19 protein-coding genes are annotated in these 20,517 nt (G+C 32.2%); 12 read left to right on the forward strand and 7 right to left on the reverse strand.

Translation table 11 applies throughout. The annotated features are described in order from the left end of the window. The first annotated feature begins 7 nt into the window (after window positions 1–7). The 4 genes from trpA to LOS86_RS09385 all read left to right on the forward strand — a co-directional run bounded on the left by trpA (window position 8) and on the right by LOS86_RS09385 (window position 4,113). Window positions 8–769: a tryptophan synthase subunit alpha gene (trpA, locus tag LOS86_RS09370; RefSeq protein ID WP_231841845.1), complete on the forward strand. Its 762-nt coding sequence runs from the start codon at window positions 8–10 to the stop codon at window positions 767–769. Between the two features lie 84 nt (window positions 770–853). Continuing rightward, window positions 854–1,411, forward strand: coding sequence for a serine protease (locus tag LOS86_RS09375; RefSeq protein WP_231841846.1), 558 nt, complete (start codon window positions 854–856; stop codon window positions 1,409–1,411). 12 nt (window positions 1,412–1,423) lie between these two features. After that, a complete protein-coding gene (locus tag LOS86_RS09380; protein WP_231841847.1) occupies window positions 1,424–2,944 on the forward strand; it encodes a flotillin family protein in 1,521 nt (506 codons plus the stop codon). 143 nt (window positions 2,945–3,087) lie between these two features. Further along, window positions 3,088–4,113: a M28 family metallopeptidase gene (locus LOS86_RS09385; RefSeq protein ID WP_231841848.1), complete on the forward strand. Its 1,026-nt coding sequence runs from the start codon at window positions 3,088–3,090 to the stop codon at window positions 4,111–4,113. Between the two features lie 87 nt (window positions 4,114–4,200). On the opposite strand, the gene glyA is transcribed toward LOS86_RS09385, so the two are convergent. Beyond that, complete coding sequence (gene glyA, locus LOS86_RS09390) at window positions 4,201–5,475, reverse strand: serine hydroxymethyltransferase (RefSeq protein WP_231841849.1); 1,275 nt, start codon at window positions 5,473–5,475, stop codon at window positions 4,201–4,203. Between the two features lie 112 nt (window positions 5,476–5,587). Between glyA and fahA the strand changes: the two genes are divergently transcribed. Beyond that, window positions 5,588–6,874 carry a fumarylacetoacetase gene (gene fahA, locus LOS86_RS09395; protein WP_231841850.1) on the forward strand — a complete coding sequence of 429 codons (1,287 nt, stop codon included), beginning with the start codon at window positions 5,588–5,590 and terminating at the stop codon, window positions 6,872–6,874. Window positions 6,875–7,151: 277 nt separating this feature from the next. Continuing rightward, window positions 7,152–9,767: an ATP-dependent chaperone ClpB gene (clpB, locus tag LOS86_RS09400; protein WP_231841851.1), complete on the forward strand. Its 2,616-nt coding sequence runs from the start codon at window positions 7,152–7,154 to the stop codon at window positions 9,765–9,767. A gap of 104 nt (window positions 9,768–9,871) precedes the next feature. Here the strand turns inward: clpB and LOS86_RS09405 are convergent, their stop codons facing one another. Beyond that, complete coding sequence (locus LOS86_RS09405; protein ID WP_231841852.1) at window positions 9,872–11,227, reverse strand: M28 family metallopeptidase; 1,356 nt, start codon at window positions 11,225–11,227, stop codon at window positions 9,872–9,874. Between the two features lie 168 nt (window positions 11,228–11,395). On the opposite strand from LOS86_RS09405, the gene LOS86_RS09410 reads away from it, so the two are divergent. Genes LOS86_RS09410 through LOS86_RS09425 form a run of 4 tightly spaced genes read left to right on the forward strand, consistent with a single transcriptional unit; the run spans window position 11,396 to window position 14,577 of the window. Beyond that, complete coding sequence (locus LOS86_RS09410; protein ID WP_231841853.1) at window positions 11,396–12,640, forward strand: MFS transporter; 1,245 nt, start codon at window positions 11,396–11,398, stop codon at window positions 12,638–12,640. Window positions 12,641–12,681: 41 nt separating this feature from the next. Next, window positions 12,682–13,188: a DUF4199 domain-containing protein gene (locus LOS86_RS09415; RefSeq protein WP_231841854.1), complete on the forward strand. Its 507-nt coding sequence runs from the start codon at window positions 12,682–12,684 to the stop codon at window positions 13,186–13,188. After that, window positions 13,175–13,735, forward strand: a complete 561-nt coding sequence (locus tag LOS86_RS09420) for a GNAT family N-acetyltransferase (RefSeq protein ID WP_231841855.1) — start codon at window positions 13,175–13,177, stop codon at window positions 13,733–13,735. The genes LOS86_RS09415 and LOS86_RS09420 overlap by 14 nt, the downstream gene beginning before the upstream one ends. Continuing rightward, on the forward strand, window positions 13,732–14,577 hold the full coding sequence (locus LOS86_RS09425; RefSeq protein ID WP_231841856.1) for an aldose 1-epimerase family protein: 846 nt from the start codon (window positions 13,732–13,734) through the stop codon (window positions 14,575–14,577). The genes LOS86_RS09420 and LOS86_RS09425 overlap by 4 nt, the downstream gene beginning before the upstream one ends. Here the strand turns inward: LOS86_RS09425 and LOS86_RS09430 are convergent. Together LOS86_RS09430 and fabG are read right to left on the reverse strand one after the other, a co-directional pair. Then, a complete protein-coding gene (locus tag LOS86_RS09430; RefSeq protein ID WP_231841857.1) occupies window positions 14,572–16,599 on the reverse strand; it encodes a hypothetical protein in 2,028 nt (675 codons plus the stop codon). The two genes, LOS86_RS09425 and LOS86_RS09430, sit on opposite strands and share 6 nt — an antisense overlap. Window positions 16,600–16,613: 14 nt before the next feature. Next, window positions 16,614–17,360: a 3-oxoacyl-[acyl-carrier-protein] reductase gene (gene fabG / locus LOS86_RS09435; protein WP_231841858.1), complete on the reverse strand. Its 747-nt coding sequence runs from the start codon at window positions 17,358–17,360 to the stop codon at window positions 16,614–16,616. Between the two features lie 137 nt (window positions 17,361–17,497). On the opposite strand from fabG, the gene LOS86_RS09440 reads away from it, so the two are divergent. Next, the gene (locus LOS86_RS09440) at window positions 17,498–18,679 is read left to right on the forward strand and encodes a cytochrome-c peroxidase (RefSeq protein ID WP_231841859.1); all 1,182 of its coding nucleotides are present in this window, start codon (window positions 17,498–17,500) and stop codon (window positions 18,677–18,679) included. A 45-nt stretch (window positions 18,680–18,724) separates the two neighbouring features. Beyond that, entirely contained in the window at window positions 18,725–19,198 is a 474-nt protein-coding gene (locus LOS86_RS09445; protein WP_231841860.1) for a hypothetical protein, read from the forward strand. A 49-nt stretch (window positions 19,199–19,247) separates the two neighbouring features. Here the strand turns inward: LOS86_RS09445 and rplI are convergent, their stop codons facing one another. From rplI to rpsF, 3 genes are all read right to left on the reverse strand, one after another. Then, a complete protein-coding gene (gene rplI / locus LOS86_RS09450; protein WP_231841861.1) occupies window positions 19,248–19,691 on the reverse strand; it encodes a 50S ribosomal protein L9 in 444 nt (147 codons plus the stop codon). A gap of 67 nt (window positions 19,692–19,758) precedes the next feature. Continuing rightward, on the reverse strand, window positions 19,759–20,055 hold the full coding sequence (gene rpsR / locus LOS86_RS09455; protein ID WP_008253655.1) for a 30S ribosomal protein S18: 297 nt from the start codon (window positions 20,053–20,055) through the stop codon (window positions 19,759–19,761). A 2-nt stretch (window positions 20,056–20,057) separates the two neighbouring features. After that, on the reverse strand, window positions 20,058–20,399 hold the full coding sequence (gene rpsF, locus LOS86_RS09460; RefSeq protein WP_231841862.1) for a 30S ribosomal protein S6: 342 nt from the start codon (window positions 20,397–20,399) through the stop codon (window positions 20,058–20,060). Window positions 20,400–20,517 lie beyond the last annotated feature (118 nt).

Here is a 20,517-nt window from a genome sequence, read left to right on the forward strand (position 1 = left end):
AAAAAACATGAACAGAATCAACCAAAAATTACAAGAAGATAAAAAACTGCTTTCTATCTATTTTACAGCAGGATTTCCAAAATTAAACGATACGGTTACCATTATCCAAGAATTGGAGAAAAACGGTGTTGATATGATTGAAATTGGGTTACCATTTTCAGATCCGTTAGCCGATGGACCAACCATTCAAGAAAGTTCGACAATTGCAATTGAAAATGGAATGACGACTTCGCTTCTATTTGAGCAATTAAAAAACATTAGAAAATCGGTTCAAATTCCTTTAATTATAATGGGTTATTTCAATCCGATGATGCAATTTGGAATGGAAAAGTTCTGTCAAAAATGCGCTGAAGTTGGGATTGATGGCTTAATTATTCCTGATTTACCACTATTCGTTTACGAAACCGAATACAAGTCGATTTTCGAAAAATACCATTTGAAAAACATCTTTTTAATTTCGCCACAAACATCAAACGAACGTATAAAACAAATTGATACAATTTCGGATAGTTTTATTTATATGGTTAGCTCGGCTGCGGTTACTGGAAGCCAATCTGGTTTTGGTTCAGAGCAAATGGATTATTTCAAAAGAATTTCCGAATTAAAACTAAAAAATCAGCAAATAGTTGGATTTGGAATTAAAGACAAAACCACCTTCAATCAAGCAACTGAATTTCAAAAAGGCGCAATCATTGGCAGTGCTTTTATATCGTTTTTAAAATATAATCCAATTTCCAACATCCAAGAATTTATCAATAAAATATGGTAATTTTAAAGTTAGTTAGCAGTATTTTTTTTAAAATTGTAACTTTTTGTAAAACTAATCGTATAATTAGAAAACAAACTGATAACTATGAATTTTTTAGAACATTATGAGCCTTTACTCAAGGCTTTTTGGTACATTGCTTTACCGGTAAGTATTTTTTTTCTATTACAAACTATTTCAACTTTTATTGGATTTAGTGGTTCTGAAACCGATGCCGATACAGATGGCGGTGATGGTGATATGCCTTTCGAAATATTTACTCTTAGAAACTTAATCAACTTTTTATTAGGTTTTAGCTGGACTGGAATTTCACTTTATGATTCTATTGAAAACAAAACGATTTTAATTGGTATTTCATTACTAGTTGGAATTCTATTTGTTGGTGTTTTCTTTTTAATTATCAAACAAATAGTAAAACTTTCAGAAGATAATAGTTTCAAAATTGAAAATACTATCAATAAAACGGGTGAAGTATATTTGACCATTCCTGAATCTAAATCTGGTAAAGGTAAAATCCAAATAAGTGTAAATGGTTCATTTCATGAATTGGATGCTATTACTAATTCATCTGAAAAACTTTCTTCTGGAATTGCTGTAAAAGTAGTTGCAGTAGAGTACAACTTAGTTATCGTAGAAAAAATCTAATCCTTTATTTATATGAACATTTTACCTATTATTATTGTACTAGCTTTCGTAGTATTTGTTACTATCGTAACTTTAATCTCGCGTTACAAAAGATGTCCTTCAGACAAAATTTTAGTAATTTATGGAAAAACTGGTGGCACATCTGCAAAATGTGTTCATGGTGGTGGTGCCTTTATTTGGCCTGTAATTCAGGATTTTCAATATTTAGATTTAAAACCCATTTCTATTGAAGCGAATTTAACCAATGCGCTTTCAAGACAAAACATTCGTGTTGACGTTCCTTGTCGTTTTACAATTGCAATTTCTACTGAAACAGACAGCATGAATACAGCAGCTGAGCGTTTGTTAGGTTTACATCCGGAACAAATTCAAGAGTTGGCAAAAGATATCTTATTTGGTCAATTACGTTTGGTAATCGCAACGATGACGATTGAAGAAATTAACTCGGATAGAGATAAATTTTTAGATAACATTTCTAAAAACGTAGATTCTGAATTAAAGAAAATCGGATTAAAATTAATCAACGTTAACGTTACCGATATCAAAGATGAATCGGGTTATATTGAAGCTTTAGGAAAAGAAGCGGCTGCAAAAGCAATTAACGAAGCTAAAATTTCAGTTGCTGAGCAAGAGAAAATCGGGGAAACTGGAAAAGCAGTTGCTGATCGTGAAAAAGACGTTCAAATTGCAGAAACGCACAGAGATCGTGATGTTAAAATCGCAGTAACAAACAAAGACAGAGAAGTAAGTATTGCTGCAGCTTTTAGAGATGAAAGTATTGGTAAAGCAGAAGCGCAAAGAGATACTCGTGTAGCAACTTCTGAAGCAAACGCGATTGCGATTAAGGGAGAAAATGAGGCGAAAATTGCCATTGCTCAATCAGAAGCAGCAAGACGTGAAAAAGAAGCAGAAGCATTACGTATTGCGTTAGCTTCTGAAAAAGTACAACAAGCAAAAGCATTAGAAGAAGCATATCAAGCGGAACAAAAAGCGGAAGCTGCTCGTGCTGAAAGAGAACGTTCTACTCAAAATGCTAACATTGTAATTCCAGCTGAAATTGCAAAACAAAAAGCAGTTATTGACGCACAAGCAGAAGCAGAGAGAATTAGAGTGCAAGCAAAAGGAGAAGCTGATGCGATTTTTGCAAAAATGGAAGCGGAAGCAAAAGGTTTGTATGAAATCTTAACAAAACAAGCAGAAGGTTATCGTGAAGTTGTAGGCGCAGCTGGTGGTGATCCAACAAAAGCATTCCAATTATTGTTGATTGAAAAATTACCTGAATTGGTTAAAACACAAGTTGAAGCTGTTAAGAATATCAAGATTGATAAAATCACGGTTTGGGATTCAGGAAATAATACAGATGGTAATGGTTCTACAGCAAATTTTGTGTCAGGAATGATGAAAACTGTTCCTCCTTTAAACGATCTATTTAATATGGCTGGTTTAAATTTACCAACGTATTTAAAAGGAGAAGATGTTCCTAAAGATGTTTCTAATTCTAACGATATTACTCCAACAGAAGAAGTAAAATAATCGTTTAAAATTATAATTTAGAAATCCCAAATTCCAGTTTAATGGATTTGGGATTTTTTATTGTTAAAAATCGGTAATAAAAAATCATTTTTAGCTACTAACTATTATATTTGTTAAAACTATTAATTTAAACGAACTAAACTATGAAGAAAATATTTTTTTCAGGTGCTATCCTAACCCTTCTATTAGCGAGTTGTTCTTCTACTCAAACCGCCAAAAAAAAGGAAGCTGAAGCAGGAACTTATATTACTACAATTACTGCTCCCGAACTAAGCAAGCACTTATATATTGTAGCTGGTGATGAAATGCAAGGTAGAAACACTGGAGAACCTGGACAAAAAAAGGCAGGTGAGTATTTGATTAATGAATACAAAAAAATGGGAATTAGCTTTCCTCCTGGCGCTACAGATTTCTATCAAAAAGTACCTTCTGAATTTATGAAAAGAGGTTTTGCTCCTAAATTGAATGATTCAGAAAACATTTGGGCTTTTATCAAAGGTTCGGAAAAACCAGATGAAATTTTAGTGATTTCTGCTCACTATGACCATGTGGGAATGAAAAATGGTGAAATCTATAATGGTGCTGATGATGATGGTTCTGGAACTGTTGCTTTGCTAGAAATTGCTCAAGCATTTAAAGAAGCTCAGAAAAAAGGACATGGACCTAAACGCTCTATCTTGTTTTTACACGTAACAGGTGAAGAACATGGATTACATGGTTCAAGATATTATTCTGAGAATCCTTTATTCCCATTGGCAAACACAATTGCTGATATTAATATTGATATGATTGGAAGAAGAGATACACTCCATCCAAACACAAATAATTACATTTATGTTATTGGTTCAGACAGATTAAGTAGTGAATTACATGATATTAATGAAGCTGTAAACACTAAATATACCCAATTAGAATTGGATTACAAATACAATGATAGAAAAGATCCGGAAAGAATATATTTCCGTTCAGACCACTATAACTTTGCAAAAAAAGGAATTCCTTCAATTTTTTTCTTTAACGGAATACATGCAGATTATCACTTACCAAGTGATACTCCAGACAAAATTGAATACGATGCCTTAGCAAAACGAGCTCAATTAGCTTTTGCTTTAGCGTGGGAATTAGCCAATCGTCCTGAACGAATTAAAGTAGATAGAGACGGAAAATAATTACGAATAAGAAAATTACGAATTTAGAAGTCAAAATAAAAAATCCGAGCAATGCTCGGATTTTTTATTTAATATTTAATCTTTCAATTAAAAAACAAACATTGCTCTTTCGCTCATTAATTCATTAACTTCTTCAGCAACTTGTTCTAAAACTGCTTCATCGGTATGATTCATTAATACTTTATCGATTAAAGCTACCACTGTTTCCATATCTTCTTCAACTAAACCACGAGTTGTAATTGCAGGAGTTCCCACACGAATACCAGAAGTTACAAATGGTGATTTATCATCAAATGGCACCATGTTTTTATTTACTGTAATTTCTGCTTTTACTAATGCATTTTCAGCATCTTTACCAGAAATTCCTTTGTTTCTTAAATCAATCAACATCATGTGGTTATCTGTACCACCCGAAATTAATTTATAACCTCTTTTATTGAAAGCTTCTGCCATTGCTTGTGCATTTTTCTTCACTTGCATTGCATAACGGAAAAACTCATCTGTTAATGCTTCACCAAAAGCAACTGCTTTAGCAGCAATAATATGCATTAAAGGTCCACCTTGATTTCCAGGAAAAACCGACATATCTAAAACGTGAGACATCATTCTGATTTCTCCTTTTGGAGTGGTTAATCCCCATGGATTTTCAAAATCTTTCCCCATCATAATCATTCCTCCTCTTGGACCTCTTAATGTTTTATGAGTCGTTGTAGTTACAATATGACAATGTGGAATTGGATCATTTAATAAACCTTTTGCAATTAACCCAGATGGATGTGAAATATCGGCTAATAATAAAGCACCAACGCTATCTGCAATCTCTCTAAATCGTTTAAAATCCATGTCACGAGAATAAGCTGAAGCTCCAGCAATAATCATTTTTGGTTTTTCTCTTAAAGCAATTTCTTGAATTTTATCATAATTCAATACTCCTGTCTCTTCTTCTACTCCATAAAATACAGGACGATATAATTTTCCTGAGAAATTAACTGGAGAACCATGAGTTAAGTGCCCACCATGAGATAAATCAAATCCTAAAATGGTATCACCTGGTTGCAAACAAGCTGCAAAAACCGCAGTATTTGCTTGAGAACCTGAGTGAGGTTGCACGTTTACATACTCAGCACCAAACAAAGCTTTGGCTCTGTCAATTGCTATTTGTTCTACAATATCTACCACTTCACATCCTCCGTAATATCTTTTACCAGGATACCCTTCGGCATATTTGTTAGTTAAACATGAACCTGCAGCTTCCATTACTTGGTCGCTTACAAAGTTTTCAGAAGCAATTAATTCAATTCCGTGAATTTGTCTATCTTGTTCATCAAGAATTAGGTCAAAAATTTGTTCGTCGCGTTGCATTGCAATAAATATTCGTTAAAATTAGGTCAAAATTACAAAAAAGGTTTGTTACATTAATAGATAATTTTATATTTGATTCATAATTTTTCAACAACAAACTAACAATATAAATATGCCTAACACAGCAAACGACCCAAATAGAAAATCATGGATAAATGTTCCTGAAAATAGTGATTTCCCTATCCAAAACATTCCTTTTGGTGTTTTTATTACAAAAGAAGATGTTATTACTATTGGTACAAGAATAGGAAATTGTGCAATAGACATGGGAGCTTTACAACAATTAGGGTATTTTGATGGAATAGAACTTACTGACGATATGTTCATGCAAGATACTCTAAATGATTTTATTTCTGATGGAAAAAAGACATGGAGGTTAGTTAGAAATCGTTTAGCCGAACTTTTTGACGAAAATAACCCTAAACTTAGAGATAATAAAGATCATAGAGAGGTTGTAATCTTTAATGTAGAAGATATCGAAATGCTTTTGCCAGTTCAAATTGGTGATTATACTGATTTTTACAGTTCTAAAGAACATGCTACTAACGTTGGAAAAATGTTCCGTGATCCAGAAAACGCATTATTACCAAACTGGTTACACATTCCAGTAGGCTATCACGGAAGAAGCTCTACAATAGTTCCATCTGGAATTCCAGTGCACAGACCATACGGACAAACGTTGCCAAACGGAGAAACAACACCCGTGTTTGGACCATCAAGATTAGTGGATTTTGAATTAGAAACTGCTTTTATTACAACTGACGCTAATTTAATGGGAGAACCTATTCCGGTTGAAGAAGCAGAAGATCATATCTTTGGAATGGTTTTATTCAACGACTGGAGCGCACGTGATATTCAAAAATGGGAATATGTGCCTCTTGGTCCTTTCTTAGCAAAAAACTTCGCTTCATCAATTTCACCATGGATTGTAACCATGGATGCCTTAGAACCATTTAGAGTTAAAGGTCCTGAGCAATCACCAAAACCATTACCTTATTTGCAACAAAAAGGAGAAAAAGCATTTGATATTAATTTAGAAGTTATAATCAAACCTGAAAATTCGGAAGAAACTGTTGTTTCTCGTTCAAACTTCAAATATATGTATTGGTCAATGGCGCAACAATTAGCGCATCATACAATAAATGGATGTAGAGTAAACTCAGGTGATATGATGGGTAGTGGAACCATTTCTGGACCAACAGAAGATTCTTTCGGTTCAATGTTAGAATTGACTTGGGGTGGTCAAAAACCAATTCAAATGAAAGATGGCTCTGAGCGAAAATTCATTAACGATAATGACACCGTGATTATTAGAGGTTTCTGTCAAAAAGATAAATTAAGAATTGGATTTGGTGAAGTTTCTAGTAAACTTTTACCAGCTGTTGATTTGAAATTTTAAAAATTAAATCCTAAAATAATAGAAACTCCGAAAGTTATTTTCGGAGTTTTTTTGCTCAAAACTATCCTGTTTTCAATCATCGATTATTCACGACATTTTATCAAAAAAATTGAATTTAGTTACATTTTAAGACATTATGTCGTAAATTTATATGGTTTTCGGAACTTTATCAGTCATTTTGTCTTGATTTAAGCATTGGAATACCAATTGCAATACTCCTTTCAAAATCATTAAATTGAAATAAAAACGAATCCCCAACTCGATAACAACTAAAAAAATGAACTTAAAAAATTTTACTATTAAATCGCAAGAAGCTTTGCATCAAGCACAGCAAATTGCACAAAGTTTTGGGCACCAACAGCTTGAAAACGAACATATATTCAAAGGAATTTTAGAAGTCGATGAGAACGTAACTCCTTTTATTTTGAAAAAATTGAATGTCAATGTAGATATTTTCAAAAAAGTATTGGATAGTACCATTCAGAGTTTTCCAAAAGTTACAGGTAGCGATTTAATGTTCTCTCGTGATGCAGTTTCTTCACTTACTGAAGCTGAAATCATTGCTAAAAAAATGAACGATGAATACGTTTCTATCGAACATTTGATTTTAGCCATTTTCAAATCTAAAAGTAAGGTAGCCCAAATATTAAAAGATCAAAGTGTAACCGAAAAAGGTTTAGAAACAGCTATTGCGGAAATTAGAAAAGGAGAACGAGTAACTTCAGCTTCTGCAGAGGAAACCTATAATTCACTAAACAAATACGCTAAAAATCTAAATGATTTAGCAAGAAATGGAAAATTAGACCCAGTTATTGGTCGCGATGAGGAAATTCGTAGAGTGCTACAAATCCTAACTCGTAGAACCAAAAATAATCCAATGTTAATTGGAGAACCAGGCGTTGGTAAAACAGCTATTGCTGAAGGTCTAGCACATCGAATTGTAGATGGCGATGTTCCCGAAAATCTTAAAGATAAAATTGTTTACTCCTTAGATATGGGTGCACTAATTGCGGGTGCGAAATATAAAGGGGAATTTGAAGAACGTTTGAAAGCCATAGTGAAAGAAGTAACTTCTGCTGAAGGTGATATCGTATTATTCATCGATGAGATTCACACTTTAGTGGGTGCTGGTGGTGGCGAAGGCGCAATGGATGCTGCCAATATTTTAAAACCAGCCCTAGCACGAGGCGAATTACGTGCGATTGGTGCAACCACTTTAGACGAATATCAAAAGTATTTCGAAAAAGACAAAGCTTTAGAAAGACGTTTCCAAAAGGTAATGATAGACGAACCTGACACAGAAAGTGCGATTTCAATTTTACGTGGTATCAAGGAAAAATATGAAACACATCATAAAGTGCGTATCAAAGACGATGCAATTATTGCTGCCGTGGAACTTTCGCAACGTTACATTACGAATCGTTTCTTACCAGATAAAGCTATCGACTTGATGGACGAAGCGGCTTCAAAATTGCGTATGGAAATCAATTCAAAACCAGAAGAATTAGACGTTTTGGATAGAAAAATAATGCAATTAGAAATTGAAATTGAGGCAATTAAACGTGAGAATGACGAAACCAAATTGAAATCTCTTGGATTAGATTTAGCGAACTTAAAAGAAGAACGCAACGAAATTTTCACCAAGTGGAAATCAGAAAAAGACGTTGTAGATAATATTCAAGCAGTAAAACTTGAGATTGAAGATTTCAAATTAGAAGCGGAACGAGCAGAACGCGATGGAGATTATGGTAAAGTAGCTGAAATTCGTTACGGAAAAATTAAAGAAGCGCAAGAACGATTAGATGCTTTACAAACACAATTAGCAGAAAATCAAGCTGGTAATTCTTTAATCAAAGAAGAAGTTACGCATGATGATATTGCAGAAGTGGTAGCCAAATGGACAGGAATTCCAGTTACTAAAATGCTTCAAAGTGAGAGAGAAAAACTACTCAAATTAGAAGATGAATTACATCGAAGAGTAGTTGGCCAAGAAGAAGCAATTGAAGCAATAAGTGATGCTCTTAGAAGAAGTCGCGCAGGTTTACAAGATACAAAAAAACCTATTGGTTCGTTTTTATTCTTAGGAACAACTGGTGTTGGTAAAACTGAACTTGCAAAAGCATTAGCCGAATATCTATTCGATGATGAAAATGCGATGACCAGAATTGATATGAGTGAATATCAAGAACGTCATGCGGTAAGCAGATTGGTTGGAGCGCCTCCAGGATATGTTGGTTATGATGAAGGCGGACAATTAACGGAAGCCGTTCGAAGAAAGCCATATTCAGTAGTATTGTTAGACGAAATTGAAAAGGCACATCCTGATACATTTAATATCTTATTACAAGTATTAGATGAAGGTCGATTAACCGACAACAAAGGACGTGTAGCGGATTTTAAAAATACGATTATCATCATGACTTCTAATATGGGAAGCCATATCATTCAAGAGAAATTCGATCCCGAAGTTTCGGGATTAAAAGGCGGAATTGAAGCAGCAACCGAAGCAGCAAAAACTGAAGTTTTAGGCTTATTGAAACAAACCGTTAGACCTGAGTTTATCAACCGTATCGATGAAATTGTAATGTTCACTCCTTTGACTGATAAAAATATCAATGAAATCGTAGGCTTACAATTGAAAAGTGTGATTAAAATGTTAGCACAACAACACATTACCATGGATGCAACTCCAGAAGCGGTAGCGTATTTAGCAGAAAAAGGATATGATCCTCAATTTGGAGCAAGACCTGTAAAACGTGTTATTCAACGTGAAGTATTGAATCAACTTTCAAAAGAAATATTAGCTGGAAAAGTAACTACAGATAGTATTATATTACTAGATAGTTTTGATAATCAATTAGTGTTTAGAAATCAAAATGAATTGGTTCAATAAGTCCAATTCTCCATAACACCATAATCCAGGGTCTAAAATGGGTTACGTTTGTTTTAGTTTGGGAAACACCAATTCGAAATTGAATTGGTGTTTCTTTTTAGTAATTATTTTCTCTTGAAAGTAGTTCGGATAATATCATTTGGAAAAACAACCACACTTTCATGACCTGATTTTGAAACTGAAGCTACTCCAAAATAATAATTATCAATCACAATCCCTTTCAATTCAAAATTATCAACATCGCCCACAAAACGGCTAAATTCCCATTGTGGTGAAGTAGTTAATCGCCAATAAATTTTATATCCAACGATATTTTCATCATTTGGTTTTTCCCAACGTAATTTGGTATTTGGCTCAACAATTCCGCCTATTCTCACATTTTTTGGTTCAGGAGTTGCCCAAGTTAAACTGGCTAAAGTAATAGCATTTACAGCAGTTAATTTAGAAGCATATTCAAAATTTACACCTTCTATAACATCTCCATATTTAATCCCATTTTCAGTTCGTAAATCTTGATGTTGGCGGTTGTAATTTTCATGAGCTTCCATAATTCGAACACCTGCAAAACCTAAATCATTGAATGGTCGATGATGACCACCACGCCCAAATCGATCCAATCTATATACTAACATTGGATTCATCTCAGGCATATACGTTGTGGTAAGTTTGTGAATATATCTAGCCAATTGTCTAGAATTCCCATCAACTTCTCCTCCATAAAAACGACGATTATTTCGATCTCTTTCTGTTTCGGTAGTAGGTGTTGGTTCAGAGAAAATGCGGAACGTTCTATTATCAATTACACCGTCAACTCCTTCTATATTTCCAATCATATCGTTATTTAAAACCCCTATGATATCCCAACCTTGTTTTTTAGCATATTCAGCAAAGCCTTTTCCGCCAAACAAGCCTTGCTCCTCGCCTGACAATCCTAAATAGACAATGTTGTAATCGAATTTATATTGAGATAAAACTCTTGCAGCTTCAATAGTTCCTGCCATTCCAGAAGCATTATCATTAGCTCCTGGAGCATCTTTTGAAAAATCTATTGGATCCGAATTTCTACTATCAATATCGCCAGTCATGATGACATAACGATTGCTGTTTTTAGTTCCTTTTTGAACCGCTACCACATTTACAATCCAAGTATCTTTGGGCACTCGTTCACCATCATTTGTAGTTACAAAATCTTTTTGATAGAAGACTTCTAAGCAATTTGAACATTCTTTAGATACTTTTTCAAATTCTGATTTGATCCAACGTCTAGCGGCTCCAATTCCTCTTTTATTAGAAATGGTATCACTAAATGTGTTTCGAGTACCAAAATTAGCTAACGTTCGAATGTCATTTTCAATTCGTTTTGAAGAAACAGCATTGATAATTTCATAAATTCTAGCATCGGTTTGAGAAAAGATAAATTGATTTAAAATCAAAAAAACAACCAAATAGTATTTTTTCATATTTTTTTTATTTCAAATTTAAGGATTAGAAGTGAAATGAATCAATATAAACCAACACAAAACCCACAAAATTTGTTAAAGTTTTTTGTTGAAAAATTGTACACAACCCAATTCGTTTAAACACATTAATAGTTATTTTTACCAAATTAACGAACCAATAACTGCGTCATGACTGATTTTACATTGAAAGAAAAATTAAAACATCTTCTATCTTTTCCAGTAATTGTAGCTGCTTTAGGCTATTTTGTAGATATTTATGACTTACTTCTTTTTGGAATAGTTCGTGTACCTAGTTTAAAAGACCTGAATTTAGATATTGATACTGCAGGCACATTAATCCTAAACTATCAAATGGTTGGATTACTTCTTGGAGGTATCCTTTGGGGAATTTTAGGGGATAAAAAAGGGAGACTCTCTGTATTATTTGGTTCCATTTTAGTGTATTCTTTGGCTAATCTAGCTTGTGGATTTTTACCTCATTTTCCAGTAGAAGATAAAACCATGTTGTATGCATGGTTGCGATTTATAGCAGGAATTGGTTTAGCAGGAGAGCTCGGTGCTGGAATTACTTTGGTTTCTGAATCATTACCTAAACAATTACGAGCAATTGGAACTTCTATTGTGGCAGGTTTTGGACTACTTGGGGCAGTTGTTGCTCAACTAACAGTTGAGTTAGCAGGTGATTGGACCGTTGCTTACTACATTGGTGGTGGTTTAGGTTTAACTCTTTTAGTACTTCGAATTAGTGTTGCAGAATCGGGTATTTACAGTGACATTCAACATGATTTGGATATTAAAAAAGGAAATTTCTTTTCATTTTTCACCAACTGGAATCGTTTTGTAAAATACATGAAATGTATTGCTATTGGATTACCCACTTGGTTTTGCATCGGAATTTTAGCCGTTATGTCCAATCAGTTTGCAAGCGTAATGGGAATTGAAAATATTCAACCTGGAAAAGCAATTATGTGGGCTTATATTGGAATTTCTGTAGGGGATTTTGCAAGTGGATTTATATCCCATTGGTTACATTCACGAAAAAAAGCCATATTTTATATGATGTTATTTACCATTATCGGCGTACTATTAATGCTATATGGAGGAACTAAATCTGAAAATATGTATTATTTTTATTGTGCATGGCTAGGTCTAGGAACTGGATATTGGGCTATGTTTGTAACCGTTGGAGCGGAGCAATTTGGAACAAACATTAGAAGTACAGCAACAACTACTATTCCTAATATGGTTCGTGGATTAGTTCCGGTAATGTTACTAGCTTTTGATGGATTAAAAGCAAATAACGGCGTTATAACTGCTGCAGCTATTGTAGGTTTCTTCGCTTTTGCACTTGGCATCTATGCTACTTTAACCATTTCAGAAACCCATAATAAGGATTTAGATTTCATTGAATAATTTTATTAAATTTGATTTACTAACCAAAAAAAAAATATATTATGTTAAAAAATATTTTAAAAAACGGGATAATCGGAGGTTGTATTGTTAGTGCATTGCTAATCGCTATATCTTTTTACATGAAAGCAAATCCAGAAAAAGAAGTAAACATGATGATTGGATTTGCTGGAATGCTTATAGCTTTTTTGTTTGTTGCTGTTGGAATAAAAAAACAACGTGAATTAAATAATGGATACCTTTCATTTGGCAAAGCATTTTTAACTGGTTTTTTAATTACACTCATCATTTCTACTATTTATGTTTTAGTTTGGTTAGTCATTTTGTATAACTACTTCCCTAATTTTGCCGAACATTATACCAATATGGCTATTGAGAAAGCTAGTCCGGAAGAAGTAGCTAAAGTAACCGAAGAAATGAATTCATTTAAGGAAATGTATAAAAATCCAATTTTGGTTATTTTAATAACTTATATAGAAATTTTACCATTAGGAATTGTATACACCTTAATTAGCGCTTTAATTATAAAGAAAAAAAATGTTACTACTTAACTTCTCGCCTTTCCCAATACTAAAATCGGAACGTTTACATTTTAGAAAATTGACGGATCATGATGCCCCTGAAATTTTAGAATTACGAGGCAATCCTGAAACCATGAAATTCATACCAAGACCTTTAGTAACGGATATCGAAGGCGCTTTGGCACATATAAAAATGATAAATGATAAAATTGATGAGAACTTAGATATTAATTGGGCTGTAACCGAAAAAGGAAGTGATAAATGTATTGGAATAATGGGATTTTACAGAACCCAACCCGAACATTACAGAACAGAATTAGGTTACATGATTCATACAGAATATTGGGGAAAAGGATATGTTACAGAAGCAGTAAATACACTTTTAGATTTTGCTTTCAATACACTTAATTTTCACTCCATTGAAGCGGTAATTGATTCAAGACATACAGCTTCGGAACGTGTTTTACAAAAAAATGGCTTTGAAAAAGAAGCGCATTTTAAAGAGAATTTTTATTACAATAACGAGTTTACTGATACTGTAATTTACAGTTTATTAAAACGTAATTTTAGAATATGATAATCACAATTTCAAATACAAAAATTTCAGCAACAATTAATTCAATTGGTGCCGAATTAATTCGATTAGAAAAAGACAATAAAAATTACATTTGGACAGTTGACGAAACCTATTGGAACAAAACATCACCTATTCTATTTCCAATAGTAGGTCGATTGAAAAATGATTCTTACTCGATAAATAACACAACTTTTGAGTTGCCACGACATGGTTTTGCTCGAAATTATGATTTTCAAATTGTAAACCAAACCGAAAATTCGGTGCTTTTTCAATTAGAAAGCAATTCGGAAACTTTAAAAAACTACCCATTTGATTTTCAATTGCAATTGGAATATGTTTTAGAAGGCAATTCCTTAAAAACGAAGTATTCGATTGTAAATAAATCAAATACAACGATGCCTTTTTCTATTGGAGCACATCCTGCATTTGCAATTGACAATAATTTTAAAGACTATTCTTTACGTTTTAATAAAGAAGATAAATTCATCTCATTCGAATTAGAAAACGAACAATTTAATAATTCATTCAAAGAAATCAGTACAGTTAATAACACCATTTCTTTAGATTACTCGCTTTTTGAAAAAGATGCTTTGGTATTTAAACATTTAAATTCAAATGAATTAACTTTATTAGAAAACGAACAAGAAGTTCTATCCGTTCAATTTGATGGTTTCCCTTATTTGGGAATTTGGACAAAACCAAATGCTCCGTTTTTGTGTATTGAACCTTGGTGTGGTTTAGCAGACAATGTTAATCATAATGGAGAACTTTCTGTAAAAGAAGGTATTAATTTATTAGAAAAAGATGCTACTTTTAATAGAACAATGATAATTAGATTATAATAAACCGTTATATTTTCTAACAAACCATTCTGTTGCTAGCGCAATAACAGCAATTATTAGAAGCCAAACCCAATCAATTAGTGGTGATTTCTTTATGGTTTCTTTTTGGGTTGGAATGTAGTTATTGTTAGCAATCAAATTTTGAATCAATTTCTCCATTTGATTTGGATAATAAACCATTCCGTTTGTATTAGCAGCCAATTGTTCTAATCGGTTTTTATCTGGATTTACGAATTGTTTTTCGATTTCAAAATCCAATACTTCAAATGCACCAGAAAAACTTGAGTTGGATAATTTTTCAGTTACTTTAAAAGAATAAGTTCCTGCTTCTAAACCATCTAAATTTACTTTATATGAATTGTTTGATTTCAATAAATCATAATTCTTAGATGCTTTGGTTTTCGAATTTACTATTTGTATTGTGAGTTGGGCTTTCTCATCAAACTCATAGTTTTTATTAAAATATTCGGCAGTTATTTCTATGCTTTCACCAGCGTTATAAAAACTTTCGTACGTAACATTCAAATTCTTTTTTGAAGAATTCGAAACCAAAAACTGCATAATTTTATCAGAAAATAAATCAAATTCTTCAAAAGATTTTTTAGACAAATGATTTTCTAATCGCCATTTCCAAATATTTTCGCCAAACAAATAAGCACTTCTTTTACTACCATTTTCTGTAAATGTCAGTAAAGGATTTTGAAGTTGCACATTTCTAATTCTAGCAGAAAGTAAGGTATTAACTTTAGCTTTTACCGCAATAGTTCCAAAATTATTTTCTAAAGGTGGAAAATTCTCAAAATTAATATTTGATTGTGAAAACAAATTAAAACCCGATTCATAAGTAGCCAAATAATCTTCTTTTTGATTGGCTAATTTGAACCAGAATTCATCTTGTTTTTGATTAAGAAAATTAAAATCCGTAGCAGTTCCAGTAATCAAAAATGTATTGACTTGAGCTACTTTATTTTGATCAAATATTGGTTTAAAAGAAGCATTAGGTTGATACAAAATTAAAACATTATAATTTTGCAAAGATTTTACTTCATTAGGCTTAAGAATGGTTACTTTACGCTGTTGATTTTGTTCAATACTTCGTTTTAATGCACCTAAATCAGGGTGATTGATTGCTGAAATTAAAGCAATCTCACTTCGTTGGTCTATTACTTCAACAGCAAAATTCTTAGTATTGTTAACAGTATTTCGTTCCTTAATATTAGAAGAAATTATGGCTTTGTATTTAGCAATCCCAACTTTATCAGCATTTAATAAAACTGTAACTGCTTGTGCTTTTTTGTCTTTTGAAAAAGCAATAGTTTGCTTGTGAACTGTTTGGTTTCCTGATTGAATGGAAAAATTAGTTGTAATACTTTCATTTCCATTGTATTGTAAAAATACTTCAACTGGAAATTTATTTTTTAAAAAAGCGTATTTGTTAACGTTGATTTGGTTAATTTTTATATCCAAAATTGTTGTAGTATCCCCAAGAACTATAGGATAAACACTTGCATTTTCTTGAAAACCAAAAACATAATCATTTCCCATGGTTTGATTTCCATCAGTAAATAAAACTATTGGATAATTGGTATTTCGATACAATTGTTTTACATTTTTTGCAACGCCATCAATATGCGATTGATTTCCTTTGAAATCTAATTTTTCTAGTGATTGAAATTCTTCAGCAAACGAAAATAATTGTACATCATATTTTTCAGTAATCGCTTTATTTTCAGAAATAGCACGATATAAAGACGAGGCTTCTTTAGTGGCTTTTAATTCAGAAATTGATTTAGAATTATCTACTACTATAGGTAACGGAGTTTTCTTAATTTCTATTATTTTTCGACTGATAATTGGATTAATCAGCAATAAAAAAACAGAAAGCAAACTTATGAAACGTAAAAAAGCCAAAAACCAATACCATTTCGATTGATTTTTGACTTTGTATAAATATTGATAAAACGACAATCCAGCAGCAATAATTACTGACAATAATAGAAGTAAAACTGTGCTTGTTGTCATTTATAGTTTAACTATTACGTTAACATTCCACCGTCAACATTAATAACTTGACCTGTAACATAGGCACTCATATCTGATGCTAAGAAAACACAAACGTTTGCAACATCTTCAGGAGTTCCACCGCGTTTTAAAGGAATAGCATCTCTCCAACCTTTTACTACGTCTTCGTTCAGTTTAGCCGTCATTTCAGTTTCAATAAATCCTGGTGCAATAGCATTACAACGAATATTTCTTGAGCCTAATTCTAAAGCAATTGATTTTGTAAATCCGTTCATACCTGCTTTAGAAGCAGCATAGTTAGCTTGACCAGCGTTTCCTTTTACTCCTACTACACTACTCATATTTACGATAGAACCTTTACGGTTTTTCAACATAATTTTTTGCACTGCTTTTGTCATATTGAAAACCGATTTCAAGTTAATTTCGATAACTTTATCAAAATCTTCTTCAGACATTCTCATTAATAAGTTGTCTTTTGTAATTCCAGCATTATTAATTAATACATCGATAGTTCCAAACTCAGCAATTACATCATCTACTAATTTTTGAGCTTCATTAAAATCCGCAGCATTTGATTGATATCCTTTTGCTTTAATTCCTAAAGCATTTAATTCATTTTCTAACGCCATTGCAGATTCAACAGATGAACTATATGTAAACGCAACATTAGCACCTTGCTCTGCAAAAACTTTTGCAATTCCGCTACCTATTCCTCGGCTTGCACCTGTAATAATGGCAACTTTTCCTTCTAATAATTTCATGGTAAATATTGGTATTAGTTTGTTTTCAATTAATGCTCAAATATAGGAATATTTTAAAGTATAAAAAAAATTACAAATTCAATTAAACCTTTTTTATAAATCGTAGTCTTATTAAAATAATCTTAAAACAAACTATTATGAGAAACCAAATTTTTCTTAGTCTCTTTGCGATATGTGGATTGACTTCTTGTAGCAATAGTTCTGATAATTACGAAGAAATTCCGCAATATCCTTTTGTTGAAGCTGAATTTGGTTCTACAATTGATTTAAACAACTTAGCTAACTATGCAAATCAAACTGTGCCTTCCTACATTACTAAAGATAATTCACAAGGAAATGCAATAACCGATGCTGGTGCTACTTTAGGTCGTGTACTTTTTTACGATAAAAATCTATCTTCAAACAACACCATTTCATGTGCTAGCTGTCATAAGCAAGAATTTGCATTTAGTGATACCGATGTTGCTAGTACTGGAGTAAATGGAACAACCGGAAGACATTCTATGCGCTTGATAAATGTGAAATTTGCTACAGAAACTAAGTTTTTTTGGAATGAACGTGCTATAAACCTTGAAACTCAAACTACCATGCCTATTAAAGATCATGGAGAAATGGGATTTAGTGGAGAAAATGGCGATATGTCATTCGATGATTTAATCACCCGATTAAATGGAATTGGATATTATAAGGAACTATTTAAATTTGTTTATGGTACAGAAGAAATTACAGAAGCAAAAATACAAAGTGCACTAGCCCAATTTATAAGAAGTATTCAATCATTTGATTCAAAATATGATACTGGAAGAGCCTTAGCTGCAAATGACGGACAACCTTTTTCTAATTTCACTGCTCAAGAAAATATGGGTAAAAACTTGTTTTTAACTCCACCTACTTTCAATTCTAATTCTGTAAGAACTTCAGGTGGATTAGGATGTGGCGGTTGTCATAGAGCGCCAGAGTTTGATATTGATCCTAATTCTTTGAGCAATGGTTTTGGTGGTTCAATTAATGGCGGACCAGATCTTACTAATACAAAAGCACCTACTTTACGAAATTTAATTCAAACAAATGAAACATTAAACGGACCTATGATGCATACTGGTATTATTACTAGTTTACAAGCTGCTATTGGTCATTATGGAAATCTTACTACTGCAGCTCAAAACAATTCTAATCTTGATCCAAGACTTAAACCAAACGGCATAGGACAACAATTAAATTTAAATGCTACTGAAATGGATGCTGTAATTGCGTTTTTAAAAACATTATCGGGTACAGATGTTTATACGAATCAAAAATGGTCAAATCCATTCAATTAAATTTTGTTCTATAAAATTGTTACATTTGTTAAAAACATATATAACATGATAAAATTTTATATAACATTATTACTATTCAGTAGTGTAACATTTGCTCAAGAACATCATTTTAAAGCAGAAAGAAAAGAGGTTACTTGGAAAGCTGAATTCCAAACAAATGAAGTTGATATTTTAAATAAGATTGACAAAAATCATACTAAAATATTTACTAATAAAACAGATAATACTGGTAAAGGAGTTAATTTAAATTGTGACTGTAAGGAAGGTAGTTGGTATTTTGAACAATCATTTGATTTAAATTTTATTGTAGAATTTTCTGAAGGAAAATATAGTGTAATTGTTTTTGATATTATTTTTGATGGTGAAGGCGAAAGCAACAGCAATAATAGACTAGAAAATTATGTGTTGAAATTAGGACAAAGTAATTTTCACACCACGAAAAAAAACTTGATAAATTTAAATTGTTTAGAAAAGTATTTTATTAAACTATTTCAAATAGAAGGAGCAAAAATCATATAAAAAAAATATCCCACAAATGTGGGATATTTTTTTATTATAATTCAAAACATTATGCTTTCTCACCTACAATTTCGTATGGTAATTCAACGATAACATCTCTATGTAATCTTACGCTTGCAGTATATTTACCTACACGTTTTACTACACCACTAGTAATGAATTTTTTCTCAATTGAATGTCCGTTAGCTTCTAATGCTTCAACGATGTTAGCACTAGTAACTGAACCAAACAATTTATCACCACCTGCTTTAGCAGTAATTTTAATTTCTAAAGCTTTTAAAGCTTCAGCTAAAGATTTTGCATCAGCAACTAATTTAGCTTCTTTGTGAGCTTTTTGCTTTAAGTTTTCAGCTAATACTTTTTTAGCTGATGGAGTTGCTAAAATAGCAAAACCTTGAGGAATTAAATAATTACGACCATAACCGTTTTTAACTGTTACTACGTCATCTTTAAATCCTAAATTTTGAACGTCTTGTTTTAAGATAAGTTCCATGTTGTTGTCCTTTTAAATTTTAGAAGTTAGCTCACCAACGGCGAAGCAACAACTATATTGTTAATTATTATTTTAATAAATCGGCCACGTATGGCATTAAAGCTAAGTGACGTGCTCTTTTAACAGCTACAGAAACTTTTCTTTGGTATTTTAATGAAGTACCTGTTAAACGTCTTGGTAAAATTTTACCTTGCTCGTTAACAAATTTTAATAAAAAGTCTGCGTCTTTATAATCGATATATTTAATACCTGATTTTTTGAAACGACAGTATTTTTTAGTTTTGTTTGTATCTATGTTTAAAGGCGTAAGATATCTGATATCTCCGTCTTTTTTCCCTTTTGCAGATTGCTCTAAAGTAGACATAATTAGTTAGTTTTAGATTTTAATTTAGCTCTTCTTCTTTCAGCCCAAGCTACAGCGTGTTTATCTAAAGACACTGTTAAAAAACGCATTACACGCTCGTCACGACGGAACTCAGTTTCAAATGCAGCAATAATGTTAGCTGGCGCTTTGAATTCAAATAAGTGATAAAATCCACTTTTCTTGTGTTGAATTTCGTAAGCTAATTTTTTTAAGCCCCAATCTTCTTTTGATACCATCTCAGACCCTTTAGAAGTAAGAAAATCTTCAAACTTGCTTACTGTTTCCTTTATCTGTTGTTCAGATAAAACGGGATTCAAGATGAAAACAGTTTCATAATGATTCATAATTTCTATATTTATTGTTATAAAATTGGGTGCAAAAATAATACTTTTTTTATATTTAACAATACAATTTATGTTATTTTTTTTATATCAAAAGTTGTTAAATATTAAAATAATTTAC

Source organism: Flavobacterium cyclinae (genome assembly GCF_021172145.1).
GTDB classification, from domain to species: Bacteria; Bacteroidota; Bacteroidia; order Flavobacteriales; family Flavobacteriaceae; genus Flavobacterium; species Flavobacterium cyclinae.